Origin of the sequence: Pseudemcibacter aquimaris (genome assembly GCF_028869115.1) — a bacterium.
GTDB lineage: Bacteria > Pseudomonadota > Alphaproteobacteria > Sphingomonadales > Emcibacteraceae > Pseudemcibacter > Pseudemcibacter aquimaris.
In genome coordinates this window covers 536,276-556,652 of the sequence record NZ_CP079800.1, presented here as the reverse complement: position 1 = coordinate 556,652, position 20,377 = coordinate 536,276, and the positions used below count along the sequence as shown (strand labels likewise).

Annotated in this window: 18 protein-coding genes; 13 read left to right on the top strand and 5 right to left on the bottom strand. The window is 41.7% G+C overall.

Going from position 1 to position 20,377, the window contains the following annotated elements:
- Nucleotides 1-101 precede the first annotated feature (101 nt).
- The 5 genes from KW060_RS02610 to KW060_RS02590 all read left to right on the top strand — a co-directional run bounded on the left by KW060_RS02610 (nt 102) and on the right by KW060_RS02590 (nt 5,731).
- On the top strand, nt 102-1,469 hold the full coding sequence (locus KW060_RS02610) for a DUF3179 domain-containing protein (protein WP_249036932.1): 1,368 nt from the start codon (nt 102-104) through the stop codon (nt 1,467-1,469).
- 74 nt (nt 1,470-1,543) lie between these two features.
- Nucleotides 1,544-2,905, top strand: coding sequence for a sodium:proton antiporter NhaD (gene nhaD / locus KW060_RS02605; RefSeq protein ID WP_249036933.1), 1,362 nt, complete (start codon nt 1,544-1,546; stop codon nt 2,903-2,905).
- Nucleotides 2,906-3,032: 127 nt separating this feature from the next.
- The gene (locus tag KW060_RS02600) at nt 3,033-4,031 is read left to right on the top strand and encodes a cysteine synthase A (protein WP_249036934.1); all 999 of its coding nucleotides are present in this window, start codon (nt 3,033-3,035) and stop codon (nt 4,029-4,031) included.
- A 13-nt stretch (nt 4,032-4,044) separates the two neighbouring features.
- Nucleotides 4,045-4,701 carry a serine O-acetyltransferase gene (cysE, locus tag KW060_RS02595; protein WP_249036935.1) on the top strand — a complete coding sequence of 219 codons (657 nt, stop codon included), beginning with the start codon at nt 4,045-4,047 and terminating at the stop codon, nt 4,699-4,701.
- Nucleotides 4,702-4,780: 79 nt separating this feature from the next.
- Nucleotides 4,781-5,731, top strand: a complete 951-nt coding sequence (locus tag KW060_RS02590; RefSeq protein ID WP_249036936.1) for an aminotransferase class I/II-fold pyridoxal phosphate-dependent enzyme — start codon at nt 4,781-4,783, stop codon at nt 5,729-5,731.
- Here the strand turns inward: KW060_RS02590 and KW060_RS02585 are convergent.
- Nucleotides 5,728-6,819: a tetratricopeptide repeat protein gene (locus tag KW060_RS02585; RefSeq protein ID WP_249036937.1), complete on the bottom strand. Its 1,092-nt coding sequence runs from the start codon at nt 6,817-6,819 to the stop codon at nt 5,728-5,730. The genes KW060_RS02590 and KW060_RS02585 overlap by 4 nt on opposite strands.
- A 135-nt stretch (nt 6,820-6,954) precedes the next feature.
- On the opposite strand from KW060_RS02585, the gene KW060_RS02580 reads away from it, so the two are divergent.
- Nucleotides 6,955-8,244 (top strand): M24 family metallopeptidase, encoded by a 1,290-nt coding sequence (locus tag KW060_RS02580; RefSeq protein ID WP_249036938.1) that lies wholly within the window; start codon nt 6,955-6,957, stop codon nt 8,242-8,244.
- A gap of 115 nt (nt 8,245-8,359) precedes the next feature.
- Here KW060_RS02580 and KW060_RS02575 read toward each other — a convergent pair whose 3' ends face one another.
- Genes KW060_RS02575 through KW060_RS02565 form a run of 3 tightly spaced genes read right to left on the bottom strand, consistent with a single transcriptional unit; the run spans nt 8,360 to nt 11,531 of the window.
- The gene (locus KW060_RS02575; RefSeq protein WP_249036939.1) at nt 8,360-9,016 is read right to left on the bottom strand and encodes a GntR family transcriptional regulator; all 657 of its coding nucleotides are present in this window, start codon (nt 9,014-9,016) and stop codon (nt 8,360-8,362) included.
- A gap of 50 nt (nt 9,017-9,066) precedes the next feature.
- On the bottom strand, nt 9,067-10,506 hold the full coding sequence (locus KW060_RS02570) for an aldehyde dehydrogenase family protein (RefSeq protein ID WP_249036940.1): 1,440 nt from the start codon (nt 10,504-10,506) through the stop codon (nt 9,067-9,069).
- Between the two features lie 23 nt (nt 10,507-10,529).
- On the bottom strand, nt 10,530-11,531 hold the full coding sequence (locus KW060_RS02565; protein ID WP_249036941.1) for a 4-hydroxyproline epimerase: 1,002 nt from the start codon (nt 11,529-11,531) through the stop codon (nt 10,530-10,532).
- A gap of 223 nt (nt 11,532-11,754) precedes the next feature.
- Between KW060_RS02565 and KW060_RS02560 the strand changes: the two genes are divergently transcribed.
- From KW060_RS02560 to KW060_RS02550, 3 genes are read left to right on the top strand one after another with little or no spacing between them, the layout of a single operon-like run.
- The gene (locus tag KW060_RS02560) at nt 11,755-13,026 is read left to right on the top strand and encodes an NAD(P)/FAD-dependent oxidoreductase (protein WP_338050560.1); all 1,272 of its coding nucleotides are present in this window, start codon (nt 11,755-11,757) and stop codon (nt 13,024-13,026) included.
- Between the two features lie 15 nt (nt 13,027-13,041).
- Entirely contained in the window at nt 13,042-14,430 is a 1,389-nt protein-coding gene (locus KW060_RS02555; protein ID WP_249036943.1) for a sodium-dependent transporter, read from the top strand.
- A gap of 10 nt (nt 14,431-14,440) precedes the next feature.
- The gene (locus KW060_RS02550; protein WP_249036944.1) at nt 14,441-16,135 is read left to right on the top strand and encodes an amidohydrolase; all 1,695 of its coding nucleotides are present in this window, start codon (nt 14,441-14,443) and stop codon (nt 16,133-16,135) included.
- Nucleotides 16,136-16,203: 68 nt separating this feature from the next.
- Here the strand turns inward: KW060_RS02550 and KW060_RS02545 are convergent, their stop codons facing one another.
- Nucleotides 16,204-16,965 (bottom strand): IclR family transcriptional regulator, encoded by a 762-nt coding sequence (locus KW060_RS02545; protein WP_249036945.1) that lies wholly within the window; start codon nt 16,963-16,965, stop codon nt 16,204-16,206.
- Nucleotides 16,966-17,075: 110 nt separating this feature from the next.
- On the opposite strand from KW060_RS02545, the gene KW060_RS02540 reads away from it, so the two are divergent.
- From KW060_RS02540 to KW060_RS02525, 4 genes are read left to right on the top strand one after another with little or no spacing between them, the layout of a single operon-like run.
- A complete protein-coding gene (locus tag KW060_RS02540) occupies nt 17,076-17,603 on the top strand; it encodes a 2,4'-dihydroxyacetophenone dioxygenase family protein (protein WP_249036946.1) in 528 nt (175 codons plus the stop codon).
- 2 nt (nt 17,604-17,605) lie between these two features.
- Nucleotides 17,606-18,337 carry an SDR family NAD(P)-dependent oxidoreductase gene (locus KW060_RS02535; RefSeq protein WP_420833145.1) on the top strand — a complete coding sequence of 244 codons (732 nt, stop codon included), beginning with the start codon at nt 17,606-17,608 and terminating at the stop codon, nt 18,335-18,337.
- Nucleotides 18,337-19,521, top strand: coding sequence for a pyridoxal phosphate-dependent aminotransferase (locus KW060_RS02530; protein WP_249036948.1), 1,185 nt, complete (start codon nt 18,337-18,339; stop codon nt 19,519-19,521). The genes KW060_RS02535 and KW060_RS02530 overlap by 1 nt, the downstream gene beginning before the upstream one ends.
- A 52-nt stretch (nt 19,522-19,573) precedes the next feature.
- Nucleotides 19,574-20,218, top strand: a complete 645-nt coding sequence (locus tag KW060_RS02525) for a TetR family transcriptional regulator C-terminal domain-containing protein (RefSeq protein WP_249036949.1) — start codon at nt 19,574-19,576, stop codon at nt 20,216-20,218.
- Nucleotides 20,219-20,377: the final 159 nt, after the last annotated feature.

Below are 20,377 nucleotides of genomic sequence, written 5' to 3'. Positions count from 1 at the left end.
CATACTGACTTCTACATTAAACGTCACGACTTTAATCGTCACGATAATGTGATGCTTTTTTGATTTGCTTTTTTTATGTAAAAACCAAACTATTACAATCAATGATTAGGTTATTAAAACATATCGTATTTTGGCTTGCTCTATCGGCGATGACCGTTTCCCATGCGCAGCGCACGTCACTGACCATTGATGATCTTGATGATGAACAATTGGTATCGGTAATTATTTTCATCGAAGATGAAAAATTAATGGATACAGCGATCAAACGCATTGATCAAAACTGGAAACAGGAATTCATTCCCATGATGCTTGAAAATTTCATGTTTTCACAGTCCAGATACATGCGCACCAAAATCATGAATTTATTACAGGAAAAAACAGAACAGAAGTTTCGTAATAATGTAAACGATTGGTATCACTGGCTTTGGAACGAGCCGACATATGCCAATGAAACATATGATGATTTCAAAGCATTTCTTTATAAAAACATTGATCCCAGATTTGAAAAATATTTCAGTGGACGCGGGGAAACATCCACCATCAGACTTGATGAAATTCGTTGGGGCGGCGTTCAGCAGGATGGCATCCCACCATTAAGAAATCCTGACATGGTTGGCGCGGATGAAGCCACATACATGCAAGACGACAATATCGTGTTTGGCATTGAAAATAATGGTGATGCACGCGCCTATCCCAAAAGAATTCTCGCATGGCACGAAATGTTCGTGGACGAAATCGGCGGTGAAAAAATATCCGGCGTTTATTGCACTCTTTGCGGCACGGTCATCCCTTATAAATCCGGTGATTATAATCTAGGTACCAGCGGATTTTTATATAGATCCAATAAATTGATGTATGACCGCCGCACCCAATCGCTTTGGAATACTTTTATGGGTGAACCCGTACTTGGCCCATTGGTTGGACAGGGTATTCGCCTTGAATATGTTGGTGTTGTCACCACCACTTGGGGCGAATGGAAAAAACGTCACCCAGATACAAAGGTCCTATCACTGGATACAGGATACACACGTGATTATGATGAGGGTGAAGCCTATAAAGATTACTTCGACACAGATGAATTGATGTTCAGCACACCGTTTAGTGATGACCGGCTTAAGAACAAACAGGAAATTCTGGCATTACGTTTTCCCGCGAGCCCTGATGAACAATTGGCCATTGATACAGAATTTCTAAATACCCATCCTGTATTTATGGGGAAAATTGGCCTTCAGAATTTTGTTGTACTAACCGACAGTTCCGGCGCCAACCGTGTTTATGATAGTGCGGGCTTAATCTTTACTGACTATGATCAGGATATTACCGTCACAGACAGAAATGGTGAAACATGGTCCATCACGGAAGACATGATGACATCAAGTTCTGGAAAAACACTTGAACGTCTTCCGGCACACCGTGCATTTTGGTTTGGATGGCAGGCTGCCTTCCCAGAAACGAAATTGATTAAATAGCACCCGAACCACAACCTATACAATTACTTGTCAACATGTGATACAATCATAATAACATTCGAAAGGATATTATTATGGATTCAACCATCATGGATCTTACATCACATTGGGTTGGTATTACCGCCATTGTAATTTTTGTTCTGTCTTATTCTCTGGTGATTGCAGAGGAATATTTACATCTTAAAAAATCAATTCCAGTCATTTTTGGCGCTGGTCTTATTTGGTTGATTGTGGCTGTCCAATATGTTGGTGATCCTAATCATCAAACGGAAGAGGCAATAAAGCATTTACTTATTGAATTTGGTGAACTTTTCTTATTCTTACTTGCGGCAATGACATATGTAAATGCCATGAACGAACGCGGAGTTTTCGATAGCTTACGCGTTTGGCTCGTACACCATAAATTCAGTTATCGTCAACTTTTCTGGGTAACGGGTGTGATGAGCTTCTTTCTATCCCCAATCATTGATAATTTGACCACGGCTCTTGTGATGTGTGCGGTGATTATGGCAGTTGGCCGTGATAATAATAATTTTATTGCCATTGGATTTGTGAATATCGTAATTGCAGCCAATGCTGGGGGCGCTTTTAGTCCATTTGGTGACATTACCACCCTGATGGTATGGCAAACAGGTGTGGTGGACTTCTGGACATTCTTTAATTTATTCCTACCGAGTGTCGTGAACTATATCATTCCAGCTTTCTTTATGTCACTTGCCGTCAGTAAAGAGGTCCCCGCCGTCGAAGAAGAGGAAGAAGTCGTTATGCTTAGAGGCGCACGCCGTATCATGCTTCTTTTCGGTCTTACTATCGTCACAGCGGTCAGCTTCCATAGTTTCCTTCATATTCCACCATTCCTCGGTATGATGGTGGGTCTCGCGTATCTAAAGGCATTTGGCCATTATTTACGTATCACCCATCAAGATTTTATCGCAAACAGCCCCGGCGAAGATATGGGTGTCGGCGAAATCGGTGACACCCGTAAATTTGATAGTTTTCGCGAAATTGCGCGTGCAGAGTGGGATACGCTTCTCTTTTTCTTTGGTGTGATTATGTGTGTTGGCGGCCTTGGATTTATCGGTTACCTGGCGCTTGCATCCAACCTGATGTATGTGGAAATGGGACCTACTTTTGCCAATATTATGGTCGGCATTTTATCAGCGATTGTAGATAACATCCCTGTAATGGTAGCCGTATTACAGATGGACCTAACCATGGATATCCAACAATGGTTGCTTGTAACCTTAACGGCCGGCGTTGGCGGCAGCATGCTTTCCATTGGCTCCGCTGCCGGAATTGCCCTTATGGGACAGTCACAAGGAAAATACACTTTCTTTGGTCATCTGAAATGGACACCTGTTATTGCCATTGGATACGCCGCAAGTATTTGGGTTCATATGATGATCAGCGACCGTTTTATTGGGGTGATGCCGTAAAACTGCCTATCCCTTACTCACTGTGGCTTTACGGGTAATATTTCCTTGTCTTTAAAACAAGATAATGTTGCTTGAAAACTGTTCATTCTGCATCATATTAATACATATTTTTATAAGGCAAATTAATATGTACATTCGTGATGGATTTATCGGTGCAATTGGCAACACCCCTCTTATTAAACTGAAAAAAGCATCAGAGGAAACAGGCTGCACCATTTTAGGAAAAGCAGAATTCCTAAACCCCGGTGGGTCCGTAAAAGATAGAGCCGCGCTCAATATTATCCTGCAAGCAGAAGAAGATGGCTTAATTAGACCAGGCGGCACCATCGTTGAAGGCACGGCTGGCAATACCGGCATTGGCCTTGCGCTTGTCGGTAATGCACTTGGCTATAAAACGGTTATCGTGATGCCGGAAACCCAATCGCAGGAAAAGAAAGACGCGATCAAACTTGCGGGTGCTGAATTAAAACTTGTGCCGGCAAAACCATATAAGGACCCGGCCAATTACATTCATTTTTCCGGTAGATTAGCCGTTGAAATTGGCAACAAAGAACCAAATGGTGCATTTTGGGCAAATCAATTTGATAATGTTGCCAATAGAGAGGCTCACATCACATCAACTGGCCCGGAAATTTGGCAACAAACCGATGGCAAGATTGACGCTTTTACCTGCGCGGTGGGAAGCGGTGGATCAATTGGCGGTATATCGCTTGCCTTAAAGGAATTTAATCCGGATGTTAAAATCGCTCTCGCCGATCCGATGGGTGCCGCGCTTTATCATTATTATAAACGTGGCTCATTAAAAGCTGAGGGAACATCAATTACGGAAGGGATCGGACAAGGGCGCATAACAGCAAACCTTGAAAATATTGAAATTGATGAAGCGTATCAAATCCCTGATGAAGAAGCATTACATGTCTTATTTGACCTGATTAAATATGAAGGATTATGCCTTGGTGGCTCTTCCGGCATTAATGTGGCTGCGGCGATCAGATTGGCCAAAGAAATGGGCCCCGGCCATACAATCGTAACGTTGCTTTGTGATGGTGGTGCGCGCTATCAAAGCAAACTTTATAACCCTGCGTTTTTAAAGGAAAAAGGCCTGCCTTCTCCCGACTGGTTATAAGAAAGGAAATAGAATGATTGGAAAAATAAATCGTTATATATCCATGGTTTTGGACCGTGATCCTGCGGCAAAATCAGCATTGGATGTGGTTCTTTCTTATCCGGGTGTTCATGCGCTTATGTTTTACCGCACTGCACATTTCATTTGGAACCTACGCCTTTATACACTGGCGCGTTTCATTTCCCATCTTGGCCGTTTTTTTAGCGGGATTGAAATACATCCTGCCGCCAAGATAGGAAAATTTCTTTTCATTGATCACGGCATGGGTGTGGTCATTGGTGAAACTGCCGTTATCGGCGACAATGTCACCCTTTATCAAGGGGTGACGCTAGGCGGTATGTCGCTTAAGGATGAAAAAAGACACCCGACGATTAAAGATAATGTGATCGTTGGCGCGGGCGCAAAAATTCTGGGCCCAATTACAATTGGCGAAAATGTTCGCGTGGGATCAAATGCTGTCGTTATTAATTCAGTTGATGCTGGAAATACTGTGGTCGGTATTCCGGCAAAAGCGATTAAGAAAAATAAAGCATCAGATGCATTTTGTGCTTATGGGTTATCGCTCGATGACATTCCGCCGGAACTTGCAAAATCGCTTGAAAATATTTCCGATGAAGTTTGCGATATTTCATCCAGGCTTAAAAAGCTGGAAAAAGATAACGCAGCTTAAGGATTTTCAATCCTTGCAATAATCATCCCTCATTGATAAATTGTATAAAATATACAAAATTTAATCATAGGGGTACATTATGAGAAATTCATCAAGACGTGGTTTCATGAAAACAGCGGGCATGACAGCATTGCTGTCATCAATGGGAACACATAAAGCATTTTCCCAAGGAACCTCTAACAAACAAAGTACATCAAGACATAACTTTGATGAACACTTTAACCGCATTGGTCATAACAGTGACAAGTGGGACCTGATTATCCAGCAATATGGTAGGGAAAAAATTAAAGCATCCATGGGCGTTGCCGATATGGATTTTCGCCAATTTTCAGAAGTTAACAGCGCCTTACGAGAGCGCACAAAATATGAAAACTATGGCTATGAAATGGTGCCAGATAGTTATTACCAGTCTATCATCAACTGGAACGAACAACGTTATGGCCAAAGTATAAAAAAAGAATGGATTAAAAACTCAGCAACATTGCTGCCAAGCATTACGGCATCACTGGTCGGTTTAAATCCGCATAAAGGAAAAGTCATTATCCAAACCCCAACCTATAGCGGATTTTGGGGTGCGATCAAACGCGCGGGAATGACAAGGGTTGAAGTTCCGCTTAAACAAAATAACGGTAAATTTTCAATGGACCTTGCGGCGGTTGAACGCGCGTTTGATGACGATACAAAATGTCTAATCATTTGTAATCCGAACAACCCAACCGGCACCGCCTGGAGCGCGGATGAACTAAAAGCGTTGGGCGATCTTTGTATAAAACATGGCGTTACGGTACTTTCTGACGAAATTCATTGTGATTTCATAAGAAAGGATAAGAAATTTACGCCCTATTCATCCCTTGGTGAAAAATATGCAAACACAAGCATCACATACCGTTCATCCAGTAAGACATTCAGCCAATCAAGCCTTTGTGTCGCGCATTTCTTCACACAAAACGAAGACCTTATGCGCGCAACTATGAAAACCCACAGAACAGCTTGTAACACATATGGGTTGCTCGCTTGTGAAGTCGCCTAACCATGCAGGTAGAAAAGAGACGGATCAAGTTCGATGCCTTTTTCTTTGGCCTTTATCGCTTTTTCAGTAAAGCCTGCCGTCGAATAACCATCCGCAAGGCTGTCATACGCATTAGCAGACGGGTTTAAATCAACGGATTTCTGATAATGGGAAATAGCCTTGTCATGCATTCCCATATGGCTATAAGCATAGCCAATATTGTTATGGGCGCGGGCATTATTTTCATCAACATTAAGCACGATATTATAATATTTTACGGCATTTTCCATTTCGCTCATGCCATAAAACATGCCAGCCGTGGTCATATATGTTGAAAGTTCATATGGTCTAAAGCGTTCAATTTGAAGCATTAAATCACGATATACCGGATAATTACCGGCCGCCGATGCATCTGCTGCTTTTGCTTCAAGCATTTGTAGTTCATTTAACTGATCGCCACTCGCCAACAGTTCATCAATTAGCGCTCTTCTTTCTTCGTAAATACCAAAACCGCTATAGATACCGGCCGCTTCATATTTTGCTCTATTGAAATTAGGATCAATTTCAATGGCTTTTAATAGTTCATCCAGTCTGCGCTGGTCATCATCATCATCGTTATGCTTCATTGATGCATTATAATGAAGAAAAGCATCCCAGTTTTTAGTGAAATAATATTTTCCGCGTGCAGGTGACGATGGAAGCTGATTAAGAACAGCAGTCGTCAATTTTTTTATGCCACCATTTAATAAATCATGGCCATTTGTGATGATCACATTTTTTGTGACTGTCTTACCGCCCGAATCGATATTGAGAATCAGTTCATTATTATCACCACCACGAAATTCACCGGACACAATAACATCTGGTTTTTTGTCACCATCTTTAAAGAATGCATTGAAATCCTGTTCACTGATAAACGGTACTTTTGACGCATAACGCAAATCATTCAACAGTAAAAATGAAATCATATCAGACGTAATTTCATTCTGATTTTTCGCAGTTTCCCCTGATTTAAGCGGGATAAACACCCCTAATGGCTGATCAATGTTTTGTGCGGATGCCTGAAAAACAAAAAGCAAACTCACGATTAAAAATATAATTTTTTTCACTTTAATTATCCCGTTTCTTTATAATGACTTTTCCCGTTTGAAATTCTTTAAAATGGGTGATTGCCACATATAATGTTATATAATATATTGTATACAAAATTTATAAATAATCAATTCAGCAAATAAGGAAGAAGTATGAAAAACGACAGAAGAAGCTTTTTAAAAATGTCGACAGCAGCGGGTGCAGGATTAGCACTTTCTGCGACATCTGGTTTGGTTGCACCTGCCTCTGCAAAGGTAAAGGTAAATGCCACTCCAATAGACAAGCTTCAAAATATGATGGGTGGGGTTGAGCCTATTACATTACAAGAACGCATGAACCGTATTGAAAAGGCAAAGCGCCTGATGCGTGAAAACAATATCGACGCGATTTACCTTGAAGGTTCAAGCAACCTTGAATATTTCACAGGTGTGACTTGGGGACGCAGCGAGCGTATGATGGCTGCCATCATCCCGCAAAAAGGTGAAGTAAAATATATCTGTCCAATGTTTGAAGCCGACCGTCTTCGTGAAAAAATCATTTTCGGTGATGATGTTCGTGGCTGGGAAGAACACGAAAGCCCATATAAACATGTTGCACAAATGTTTAAAGACATGGGCATCAACAATGGCACAATCGGTATTGGCGAAAGAACAAGATTCTTCTTATTTGACGGTATCCGTAAAGAAGCACCTCACCTAACATTCGTAAGTGCTGATCCTGTTACAATTCCATGTCGTCTTTATAAATCAAAGCATGAACTAGCGCTTTTACAAAAAGCGAACGACATCACAATCGAAGCTTATAAAACAAGTGTTTCAATGATTGAAGCAGGCATGACTGCACCAGACATTCGTGATATCACACGTGCTGCCCACGCCAAAATGGGGGTTTATGGTACAATTTATGCTCAAGTTGGCATCGTATCATCATCACCGCATGGTCTTCTTGTTGAGCCAGAAGTAGAAGACGGCATTATCGTTCTTATGGATGGTGGCTGTACTGTTCATGGTTATGAATCAGACATCAGTCGTACATTCGTTCACGGTACCCATACAGATGAACAAAAACGAGTTTGGGATCTGGAAAGAAAAGCACAACAAGCCGGTTTCGAAGCAGCACAACTGGGTGCCCCGCTTGAAAATGTTGATATTGCAGCAAGAAAAGTAATCACGGATGCTGGTTATGGCCCTGAATATAAAACACCAGGTCTTCCGCACCGTACCGGTCACGGTATTGGTCTTGACGGTCACGAATGGGGTAATGCTGTGCTTGGCAACAAAACACCACTTGCACCAGGCATGTGTTTCAGTATTGAACCAATGATTGCAATTCCGGGTAAGTTCGGCGTTCGTCTGGAAGATGTATGTTACATGACCGAAGACGGCCCACGTTGGTTCACGCAACCAAGTGTCGCCATCGACGACCCATTTGGTAATAACTAAGAATTTTTAGAGATAACAATAAAAAAATTTAAAAAATTCTACCTCCATAGAAATAACTAAGCCAAAGTTACTTAAAAATAACTTTGGCTTTTTTCGTGATTAAAAAAATAAAAAATTAAGAAAGATGCGGCTTAATCTGCTCGAACGTCGCATTGATATGTTGCTTAAGTAATAAACACGCTCCGTCTACATCACCTTTACGGCATAGCTCGATCAATTCATTATGTTCTTCATGGGCACGTTCAGGTGCGCCCTCTTCGAGCAACTGCTGTCTGATGTAACGGTCCGTATTACTATGAAGCATTTGTAGAATTTTAATGGTATTTGGCTGATCAGCAGGCTTATAAAATTGATAATGGAAATCCCAATTAAGCTTGGTCCAATTATCAATATTTTCACCTGAGATAACCATTTTGTCGAATTTCTTCAGCGCAACTTCTGCCTGATCCAAATCATCATCACTCATTTTTGGAACCGCTTGCTTCATCAAATCGCACTCAATCAGAATACGTAGATTAAAAAGCTCGGCCGCTTCTTTTTGAGAAAGCGACCTAACGACGCCCCCCTTATGAGCAACGATCTCAATCAGCCCTTCCGCTTCAAGACGAAGCAAAGCTTCCCTAAGCGGGATACGGCTAACCCCAAGTTCATTGGCAAGTGAATCTTGACGAAGCTGGAAACCAGCTTCGTATTCATTAGATATTATTCGTTTTTTAAGTTCCTGAAAAACATTATCAACAACAGTATTTCGTCGAAAAGGTGAAAAAGACAAATATCGACCCTTTAGTAGTTTAAAAATATAAAAAAGAATATATTAAACTATTATTGCGCCCAAATATAGCTTGTTTTTACAATTGTATAAAATTCTTTAGCATAACTACCTTGTTCACGGTTCCCGTAGCTTGATCCTTTGCGTCCACCAAATGGTACGTGATAATCAACACCAGCTGTTGGCAGGTTCACCATAACCATACCCGCTTTTGCTCTTCGTTTAAAATCACGGCTATATTTCAATGACTTAGTACAAATACCAGATGAAAGGCCAAATTCAGTATCATTTGCAACTTTCAGTGCTTCTTCGTAATCTTTTACCTTAATCACACTGGCAACTGGCCCGAATACCTCTTCCTTATTAATTGTCATTTCAGGTGTCGTATCGATGAATAAAGCAGGTTTCATATAATAACCTTCTTTACCACAGTCAGCTTTAGTACCGCCACAAACAAGCTTCGCACCTTCTTTAAGAGCGATCTCAACATAGTTCATATCAATATTAAATTGTGCTTCATCAACAACTGGGCCGATTTGTGTATTTGCATCACGGGCATCGCCCACTCTAAGCGCTTCTGTTTCAGCGGAAATTTTCTCGATAAAGCGATCATAAATACCTTCTGTAACAATAATACGGCTTGATGCAGTACAGCGCTGACCTGTTGAATAAAATGCACCCTGAACCGCACAATTAACCGCCGTATCAAGATCAGCGTCATCCAGAACAACAAGTGGATTTTTACCACCCATCTCAAGTTGGATTTTACCGCCACGAGCAACAACCTTGTTACGGATCATTTCACCAGTGCCAACGGAACCTGTGAAGCTTACCGCGCCAACTTTTTCAGAAGCCACGATTTCTTCACCAACAACACGGCCGGAACCCATTACAAGGTTTACAGTACCGTCTGGAAGGCCAGCTCTTGAAATAATTTCTGTAAGCGCCCATGCAGAACCAGAAACCAGTTCCGCTGGTTTAATCACGACACTATTACCATAGGCAATTGCAGGTGCGATTTTCCATGCTGGAATTGCAATCGGGAAATTCCAAGGTGTGATCAAGCCAATAACACCAACAGGTTCACGTGTAATTTCAACGTCAACTTCCGGTCTTACAGAATCAACAAGCTCTCCGGTAAGGCGTAGTGCTTCACCGGCGAAAAATTTGAAAATTTGTCCCGCGCGCATTACTTCACCCGTTGCTTCCGGTTGCGTCTTGCCTTCTTCACGGGCAAGTAACTCACCGAGCTCCGCTGCTCTTTCAAAAATTTCAGTTGCGATTTTATCTAATGCATTAAAACGGTCTTGCGGTGTTGAAGCGCCCCAAACTTCAGATGCTTTTTCCGCCGCATCGATTGCTTCATGCGCTTGTTCTTTTGATGCGGATGCATATAGACCAATGACATCAGAAAGATCTGATGGGTTGATGTTTTCCACATATTTATCAGCTGCTACCCATTGACCGCCAATATAGTTATCAAATTTATCCACTGTATTATCCTATTATTCTATAATTATTTAACTGTAAAACCTTCTGCGTATGGATCGCGGTCATCAACAAAAATTGTGTTGATGCCTGTTACACGCGCCCAGCCACGAATGCTTGGTTTGATGGCATCAAAATCGCCAACTTTCGTTTTGCTTTCAACACGACCAACAAATTGACTGCCAATAATGCTTTCATGAATAAATTCATCACCCACATCAAGTTTACCTTTAGCAGCAAGTTGCGCCATACGTGCACTTGTTCCCGTACCGCAAGGCGATCTATCAATAGCGTTTTCACCGTAAAACACGGCGTTTCTAGCATGCGATTCTTCCTTAAGTTTTGGCCCTGACCATAAGATATGTGATACGCCATTCACTGTTTCATCATCTGGATGAACAGGGTTAATGATCTCGTTCAAACGGTCACGTAACACTGGTGAATAACGCAAAATATTTTCAACGTTATAATCATTTACACCGTCATAATTCTTTTGTGGGTCAACAATTGCGTAATAATTGCCACCATATGAAATATCGACAACTAATTCACCAAGTTCAGGACATTCAACAACGATGTCGGTTGCCGCCAAGTAGCTTGCAACATTATGAATACGCACCCATTCAATAAATTCGCCGTTTCTTTGGTATTCGACTTTGACAAGACCAGCTGGCACTTCAAGAACCAATTCACCTTCGTTTTTCGGCGTTACAATTCCGCGTTCAAGGATCGCTGTCACAGTACCGATGGTGCCGTGTCCACACATTGGAAGACACCCTGTTGTTTCAATAAATAGAACGCCTGTATCACTATTTTCATCCACTGGATCATATAGAATTGTACCTGACATCATGTCATGGCCGCGTGGCTCAAACATCAGGCTTTTTCTGATCCAATCGTGGTTATTAAGAAAATCCTGTCTTTTATCGCTCATTGTATGGCCGTTTAATTCCGGCCCCCCTTCGATAACTACACGAACAGGGTTTCCACAGGTGTGTCCATCAACACATTTAAATGTATGTGATTTCATTTATTATCAATTATCCTTTATACTTTGCATAATTATTATTAATATTCGTCCCAGAAATAATAATTATTCACCATGGTCACAAACGCTGATTGTGTCTTAATTTCGTTATTCAATCACAACAATTGTACACAGCCAGAATGTCTGTTGAATCATAAATTGTTTTATCGTATATTTTATACAATAAGTCAAAAAACAATTTTAAAATTAAAATTATTTCTTATTTATCAACACATTAAGAGTAAATAGTAAATTGGTTAATAAAAATACTAAAGACTGTGTCGTAATAGGTGCTGGCGTCATTGGCGTTGTTACTGCATTCCAACTTTTAAAAAGCGGAAAAAAAGTAACGCTGATCGACAAAGGCGAGCCAGCCATGGAATGTTCATATGGCAATTGCGCACTTTTCGCAACAGATGAAATTTTCCCGACACCAAGTCTTTCTATCATACCCAAAATTCCGGGTATGCTTTTTAATTCGGAAAGCCCTTTGGTCATTAAGCCAGATTATATGCTTTCCTTTATCCCATGGGGACTAAGGTTTCTATGGGCGTGTCGGCCATCAAAAAATAAATCAGGTGTCGAAGCCCTTAAAAACTTAAATAAAAATGCGCTTGCCGATTGGCAAGATGTGATGAAATCCGCGAACGCTGATCGGTTCTTAAGGCAAAATGGCAATCTTCACGTCTTTAAAACGGCGCGCGGTCATGAAGAAGGTAAAGAATTACTTGAAAGCCTGAATACACATGATATTCGTGCCCGTATGGTAAACGCACAAGAATTAAAGGAAATGGTTCCTGATATTTCCGATGATCAACACGGCGCGGTTCAGTTTCTGGATACCGGTCACAGCATTGAGCCACACGGACTTGTCCGTGCAGTATTTGATCAATTTATCGCTGATGGCGGTACATTCATAAAAGAGCAAGTACACACATTAAAGAAAACCGAAACTGGCGTTGACATTTCATACGGTGAAAACACTCTTCACGCAGAAAAACTGGTCATTGCCGCAGGATATAAAAGTGCCGAATTAACGGCGCAGCTTGGCTATAAAGTGCCACTCACAGCAGAGCGCGGTTATCATTTGATGTTGCCGAAACACAAAAACCTTGAATATGCGCTAACCCATCATGAACGCCATTTTGTGATTACACCACTTGAGAATGGATTAAGACTAGCCGGAACCGCAGAATTTGCAAAAAACAGCGAAAATCCGACAATGGATCGCGCCAGAATGCTGACCAAATTCGCAACCGAATTATTACCAGATCTTTCATCAGAGATTGAAAGTGAATGGATGGGGTGTCGTCCGACATTGCCTGATTACTTGCCGGTCATTGACCAAAAAGAGAATGTCTTCTTTGCATTTGGTCATAGTCACCTTGGGCTAACTCAGGCAGCGTCAACTGCAAATATAATCCGCGACATGGTCGCAAATAAAGAAACAGAAACAATTAAAACAAACAATAGATCATTTTCAATTGATCGTTTTTAAAAAGGGAAAATCATTATGGCTGGACCAGCACCACAAGCACAGGAAACTTGGTCATCACAACTAACCTTCCTTATGGCATCCGTTGGATTTGCCGTCGGGCTTGGCAACATATGGCGCTTTCCGTACGTCACTGGGGAAAATGGCGGTAGCGCCTTTATCATCGTATATTTGTTATGCGCATTTATCATCGGCGTTCCGCTTGTGATGGCAGAATGGTCAATTGGTCGTCGCAGCCGTAATTCTGCATCAGCGCCTAGCTGCATTAGCGATGTTGCATCACAAGGAAATGTGTCCAACAAATGGTCCGTAATTGGTGACATTGCGGTACTTGCCGTATTTATGTTGATGCTTACTTACACAGTGGTAGCAAGCTGGACATTCGATTATTTCATTCGCGCCGTTTCCGGTAGTTTCAATGAAATTACAGCGGCTGGATCAACATCAATGTTTCAGGATCTTATGGCAAGCCCGGGCAGACTGATGTTCTGGCATGCGGTTGTTGTCGTCATTACTGTTGCCGTTAATTCAAAAGGGATCACAGCCGGTATTGAAAAAGCGGTTAATGTTCTTATCCCGTCACTATTCATTTGTATCCTACTGATGGTGGTTTATTCGTTCTTTGTTGGCGATATCGCATCAACATTCGATTTCTTACTAACACCTGATTTCAGCAAAATTAACGCGTCAACAATCCTGCTTGCAATTGGTCAGGCATTCTTTTCCATCGGTATTGCCATGGCCGTGATGATCACTTACGGATCGTACCTTACTAAGGATACATCAATTCCACAAAATGCCTTTATCGTTGTAAGTGCCGACACTTTTGTTGCGTTAATCGCTGGTTTCGCGATCTTCCCAATCGTGTTTAGTTATGGCTTACAAATTAATTCAGGACCGGGTCTTGTGTTTGAAACATTACCACTCGCATTCGGCGGTCTTCCGGGTGGTCAGGTTTTTGGCGCTATTTTCTTTATGTTATTGATTGCGGCAGCACTGACATCTTGTATCAGTAACTTTGCCCCGGTTAATGCATGGTGCGCAGAAAAATTTAAAATGTCACATACAAAGGCCGCGATTGTTTCCGGTATTGTCATGTGGGTCTTTGGCCTTGTTGCGCTTGCCTCTCTTAATATTCTTGAAGATGTAAGACCACTTGGATTTATCGAAAAATTCGCTGATATGACCATTTTCAACATTATTGATTATTTCGCCGCCAATATTCTATTCCCATTTGGCGCGCTTCTGACATCAATATTTATTGGCTGGATATTGCCACCACACATCATTCAGGAAGAAATTGGTCTTTCGAAAGACAGTAAAGGATATAAACTCTGGATTAACTTAATGCGTTACTTTATACCTGTTGCGATTTCTATAATCTTTTATATGAGTGCAACAGGTTAAGGGAGTAACCATGCAAAAGTTAACAATCTTATTGATCACCATGATGATGGTGATCACCGGCTGTAGTAACAACAGCGAAAATGCCGCACAACCACAACAGGACCCTGCAAGCATGGTTCTTATGGGCGGGAACGTCATCACTGTTGACGATCAATTTTCGCTTAAAACAGCCGTTGCCATTCAAGGCAAAAGAATCATCGCCGTCGGAAGTGACGAAGACATTAAAGCCTATATCGGTTCAGACACGAATGTGATTGATCTTGCAGGTAAAACAGTTCTTCCAGGTCTGATTGACGTACATGGTCATATTCATTCATATGGCCGACTATTACAAAACTTGGATCTGAATAATACCAAAAGCTATGCTGAAATTATTGCCATGGTGAAAGCCAAGGCAGAAACACTTGAGCCTGGCGAATGGATTATCGGCCAAGGTTGGGACCAAAATAATTGGGACGAAAAAATCTTCCCAACACAGGAACCATTAAGTGCTGTTTCACCGAATAACCCGGTTATTCTTAACAGAACAGATGGTCATGCGATCCTTGCAAATAAAAACGCAATGGACATTGCTGGTATCACCAACGACACACCAGACCCAGACGGCGGAAAAATCATCCGAAACGAAGCTGGCGAAGCAACAGGTGTTTTCGTTGACCTTGCGGAAGAGTTAATCAGACAATATGAGCCTGTAACAGACAAAAACATCGCTGATAGATTAACAGTTACGGCGGATAAAGCGTTAAGCGTTGGCTTAACCATGGTTCACGATCTTGGTACATCACCAGCTGAGCTTAAAGTATTTAAAGCAATGGCAGAAAATGGTGAATTTGACATGCGCGTAAATGTCATGTTCGATAACCCTGCGGAAGAAATCGATTACAGAGCGTTTTTCAAAGAAAACAAGATTGAAAATATTGACGATCACATGCTTATGGCTAAAGGCATTAAACTTTATCGTGACGGTGCACTAGGATCACGTGGTGCGTTATTAACTGAACCATATCACGATGATACCCATAACTATGGTATCGAGGTTGCAACCCAAGAAGAAGTTTATGAAATTTCAAAAGCAGCCATTGATACAGGCATTCAAATTGTAACCCACGCTATTGGTGACGAAGCCGTTTCAACAACACTTAATTCTTATGAAAAAGCGTTCAATGAAACAGGTAAGCAAGATCACCGTTTCCGCATGGAACATGCACAAATCATCCATGAAGAAGACGTAAACCGCTTTGTTGAATTAGGTGTTATTCCGGGTGTTCAACCGGGTTCTGTGATTACAGACATGGACTGGACAGAAACACGTATTGGTCCAGAGCGTATCAAACGTGCTTATTTGTTCCGTGATTTCCTTAATACTGGAACGCCGCTGATCTTTAGTTCTGATTTCCCAACAGAATCAATCAACCCGTTTGAAGGAATGTACCGCGCCGTAACACGTATGCACGAAGACGGCACACCGGCAAACGGCTGGAACATTGAACAAGCTGTAACCATCGAAGAAGCGATCAAAGCGCACACAATCTGGGCTGCTTATTCAAGTTTTGATGAAGATATCTTAGGATCAATCGAAACGGGCAAATATGCCGACCTTATCGTTATTGATCGTGATGTGTTGAGCATCGAATCAACAGATCTTAAGAATGTTCAGGTTGAATACACCATCGTTGGTGGCGACATTAAATATTCGAAAAACTAATCAAGTCTAATTATTGAACTGGCGGCTTTTTAAGTCGCCAGTTTTACCCCCCCCTCTCAAATACAATATTAACACGGTGGCAATCTTAAACTGATCTCTTGGCATACCTTTGCAAGAGGCGCTGTATAAATATGATGATCTGGTTTCAATCTATATAAAGGGATACTAACGCTGATGGCGGCGACAGGTTTACCAGCAGAATTTAAAATTGCTTCCCCGTAACATGCAACGCCCTCTTCATTTTCTTCGCGTTCCATGACGTATCCAGCTTGCCTTAATGTATCCAGCTGTTTTTCCAACTGTTCACGGGACGTCACACTATGACTTGTAATTGGTGGATATGAGATTTCCCATAAGACCTTCTCTCTTTCATCATTATCCATTGCCATTAAATAAGCTTTACCAACTGACGAAGAATGAAATGGAACACGCGCCCCAATGGTGGATGTCATTTTAACAGACTCTCTACTTTCCACTTTTTCAATATAGGTCAGTTCATTACCACTTCTGATCGCTAAGTGAACAGTTTCACCAGTTTGATCACGAAGCTTATCCAAAAATGGCCGCGCTGCCTGCCTGATGTCATTCCCTTGCCAAACTTTTGATGCCAGATTAAGAAGCCCCAAACTCAATTGCCATCCCCCACTTACCGTCTGCTCTATTAACTGTTCAGCTTCAAGAGCCGCAATGAACCGGTATACCGTCGGCCTTGGCATTGCGACACTTTCAACTAGCTCTGGAACCGATAAAGGCTTACCCGCATCCGCGATTGCCTTTAACACAGCCATATTCTTTGAAAATGATGCTGCGCCCTTGACTGATTTACTCATTATTTTTCCCGATTATTTACTGTGTTGACTTAATTCAAGAGAATCAAATATTATCATAATATGAATATAATGTCTATAATATGGACAATTAATTATTTGGAGTTTTCAATATGCCGTTAGTAAATGAAGATAAAAACCCGCAAATCCCATACCAATTCCCAATGCCAAAGGAAGCGGCACCGGAAATCGTTGTGCCACATGCCATTCCGAATGATGAACGCATTTGGGTACCACAGGGCGAAAAGGTAAGCTTTCGCCCATTATGCCTAAACGTCAGTAATGGTTACTGGATGAATTTATTGCGGGTTAGAAAATCCGGTGTTCTAAGTCGCCACCGCCACCCTAACCCTGTACATGGGTATGTGATTAAAGGGCGCTGGCATTATTTGGAACATGACTGGGTCGCTGAAGAAGGTGGTTATGTATATGAACCACCAGGTGAAACACACACCTTGGTCGTTCCAGATGATGTAGAAGAAATGATCACATTGTTTCAGGTAAATGGCACCATGAATTATGTTGACCCATATGGAAAACATCTTGGGTATGAGGACGTATTCACAAAAATTGATATGTGCCGCAAACATTACGAAGAAGTCGGCCTTGGCGCCAATTATGTTGACCAATTCATAAGGTAATAATGATGTCTGTTTCTTATAATTATGAAGGTAAAATTGCCGTTGTAACAGGCGGCAGCGCCGGTATTGGGGAAGCAATAAAAAACCACCTTATCCGCGCAGGTGCAACTGTTGTGGTGTGGGATTTAAATACGAAAGAAAACCCTGATGATGCGGAATATTTGCAAGTCGACGTGACGGACAGAATAAATGTACTAACCGCCACACAGTCGGTCATAGATAAACATGGCCGCATCGACATGCTGATCAATTCAGCGGGTTATGCGGGGCCAACTATGCCGGTTGATCAATATGATCCTGACGAATGGAAAAGAATTATTGATATTAATCTGGTAGGCGTCTTTGAAACTTGCAGAAATGTTTTAAAGCATATGCGGAACTCTGAATATGGACGCATCGTTAACATCAGCTCTCTTGCCGGAAAAGAAGGCACGCCAAATGCATCGGCCTATAGCGCCGCCAAGGCAGGCGTCATCGCCTTAACCAAATCAATGGGCAAAGAATTCGCGGATTACGACATACGAATAAATTCAGTGGCACCAGCGGCCGTAAAAACCGCGATCCTAGAACAGATGTCACCGGAACATGTGCAAACCATGATCAATAAAAGCCCCCAGCAAAGATTGGGAACAGTTGATGAAGTGGCCGAGATAGTGATGTGGCTATGTTCAGACGAATGTAGTTTTAACAGCGGCGCGGTTTTTGATCTTTCTGGCGGAAGGGCAACTTACTAATGACTAAAGAATTTAAAGCTATCGATGGCCTAGAAAGTAAAGGTCTACGGCTAAATGGATCAGCCACACGGGAACTAGCAAACGCCACAATGGGGCGCGATAATATTATCCCGCTGTGGTTTGGGGAACCTGATGTTTCCACCCCCGATTTTATTTGTAAAGCGGCGGCGGGATCACTTGAACACGGCGAGACATTTTATTCCGAAGGACTAGGTAAACCATTTTTAAGAGAGGCAATCGCCAAATATCAATCCGGACTTTTCAAAAATACAATTGGAACGGACCGCATTGCCGTCACGTTATCCGGTGGCAATGCTTTAAATTTGGCATTTCAGCTTATCCTGAATGATGGTGATAAGGTCGTGACCACCATTCCCGCCTTCCCCAATTTGCTTGCAATCCCGTCCTTACAAAGCGCGGCGGTTGAAGCAGTACATCTTGAATACGGTGAAAATGGCTGGAAACTGGATATTGATAAATTTCTTGCAGCTGCGCGCGGTGCAAAGGTGGTTCTGTTAAACAGTCCGGGCAACCCTACAGGGTGGACCTTAAGCCGTGAGGAACAGCAAACTATCTTACAAGAATTTCGTAAAACCGGAACATGGCTGATTTCTGACGAGGTTTATAACCGAATTTATTATAACGGCCTCGCTGCGCCATCATTCCTTGAAATCGCGGAACCTGAAGATAGGGTGATCGCTGTGAATAGTTTTTCAAAAACTTGGGCAATGACTGGATGGCGCATTGGTTGGTTAACATTGCCACCGTCACTTATTCCCACAGTGGAAAAATTGATGGAATATTCTGTTGCCTGCGCGCCCGTCTTTATTCAACGCGCTGCAAAAGTCGCACTTGAGCAAGGCGAGGATTTCATCAAAACATCAAAAAACAGATATAATGCAGGATTAGATGTGGTTGAAGATCGACTTTCCAGACATCAAAACATATCGTTCAAACGGCCGGAAGCTGCCTTTTATGCTTACTTTCAAATTGATGGCGTAAAAAATAATATGGAAATGGCAAGATATATTATTGATGAAACCGGTGTCGGCCTTGCCCCAGGCGTTGCATTTGACCCAAGTGCAAAAGACTGGTTCAGATTATGTTTTGCTCAAAGTGAAGAACGCCTTCATCAAGCATTTGATAGGCTCGACCCCTTTATAAGAAAAATAGTAGATAAATAACAAAAAGCGTCTTAGTATTTTCAAAAATATATTTGGTATTTAAGAAAATCGAATGACGGCTAAAGAAAAAAATGGGGTTGCGCGCAAGCAACGTGTGCGCAACCGTAATCAACGAAAAATCATTACCGCTGCGGAAAAAATATTCTCGGAAAAAGGATATATCGCCGCAACCGTACAAGAAATTGCGGACCTCGTTGATATACCAAAAGCCAACATCCATTACTATTACCCAACCAAAAAAGATTTGTATCTTTCGGTCATTAAAAATTTACGCGACATTTGGAAAAGCGACATTGGTATCCTGATGAATGAAGATGACGCGAAGACGGCCTTAAGCGGATATGTCAGAAGTTTGCTGGATATTTCATTTGAAAATCCCCGTGCCTATAAAATCTGGAGCTGGGAAATGATGTTCGGCGCAAAAAATCTTTCCAAAGAAATTAAACAAAGCATGATCAAGCGCCATAGCCAAGAGACGGAACTTATCCAAAAATGGATTGATACAGGACAAATCATTCCAATTGAGCCGCAAAACCTGCTTTTTTTCTTATGGGGTGTGACAAGACATTTTTCCGACTTAAGAGATCAGATCAAAATATTGAATAACAATAAATATTTAAGCAAAGAACAACGTGAAAAAGTATACCGTGACGCTGAAAATATGGTCGTAAGAGGCGTTATTATAGAAAACCGTTAATAACCTAATCATCTCTGTCCTTCCCCATTTTTATAATATTAAATATCCACTAAAGGTTTATTGCATTCTTTTAAAAACTTGACTACTTAGTCAGAAAATTTATAAGATGATTCCGCTTAATAAGTCGCAGTTAATAATTTGAGATAAGGAGTAACCGGA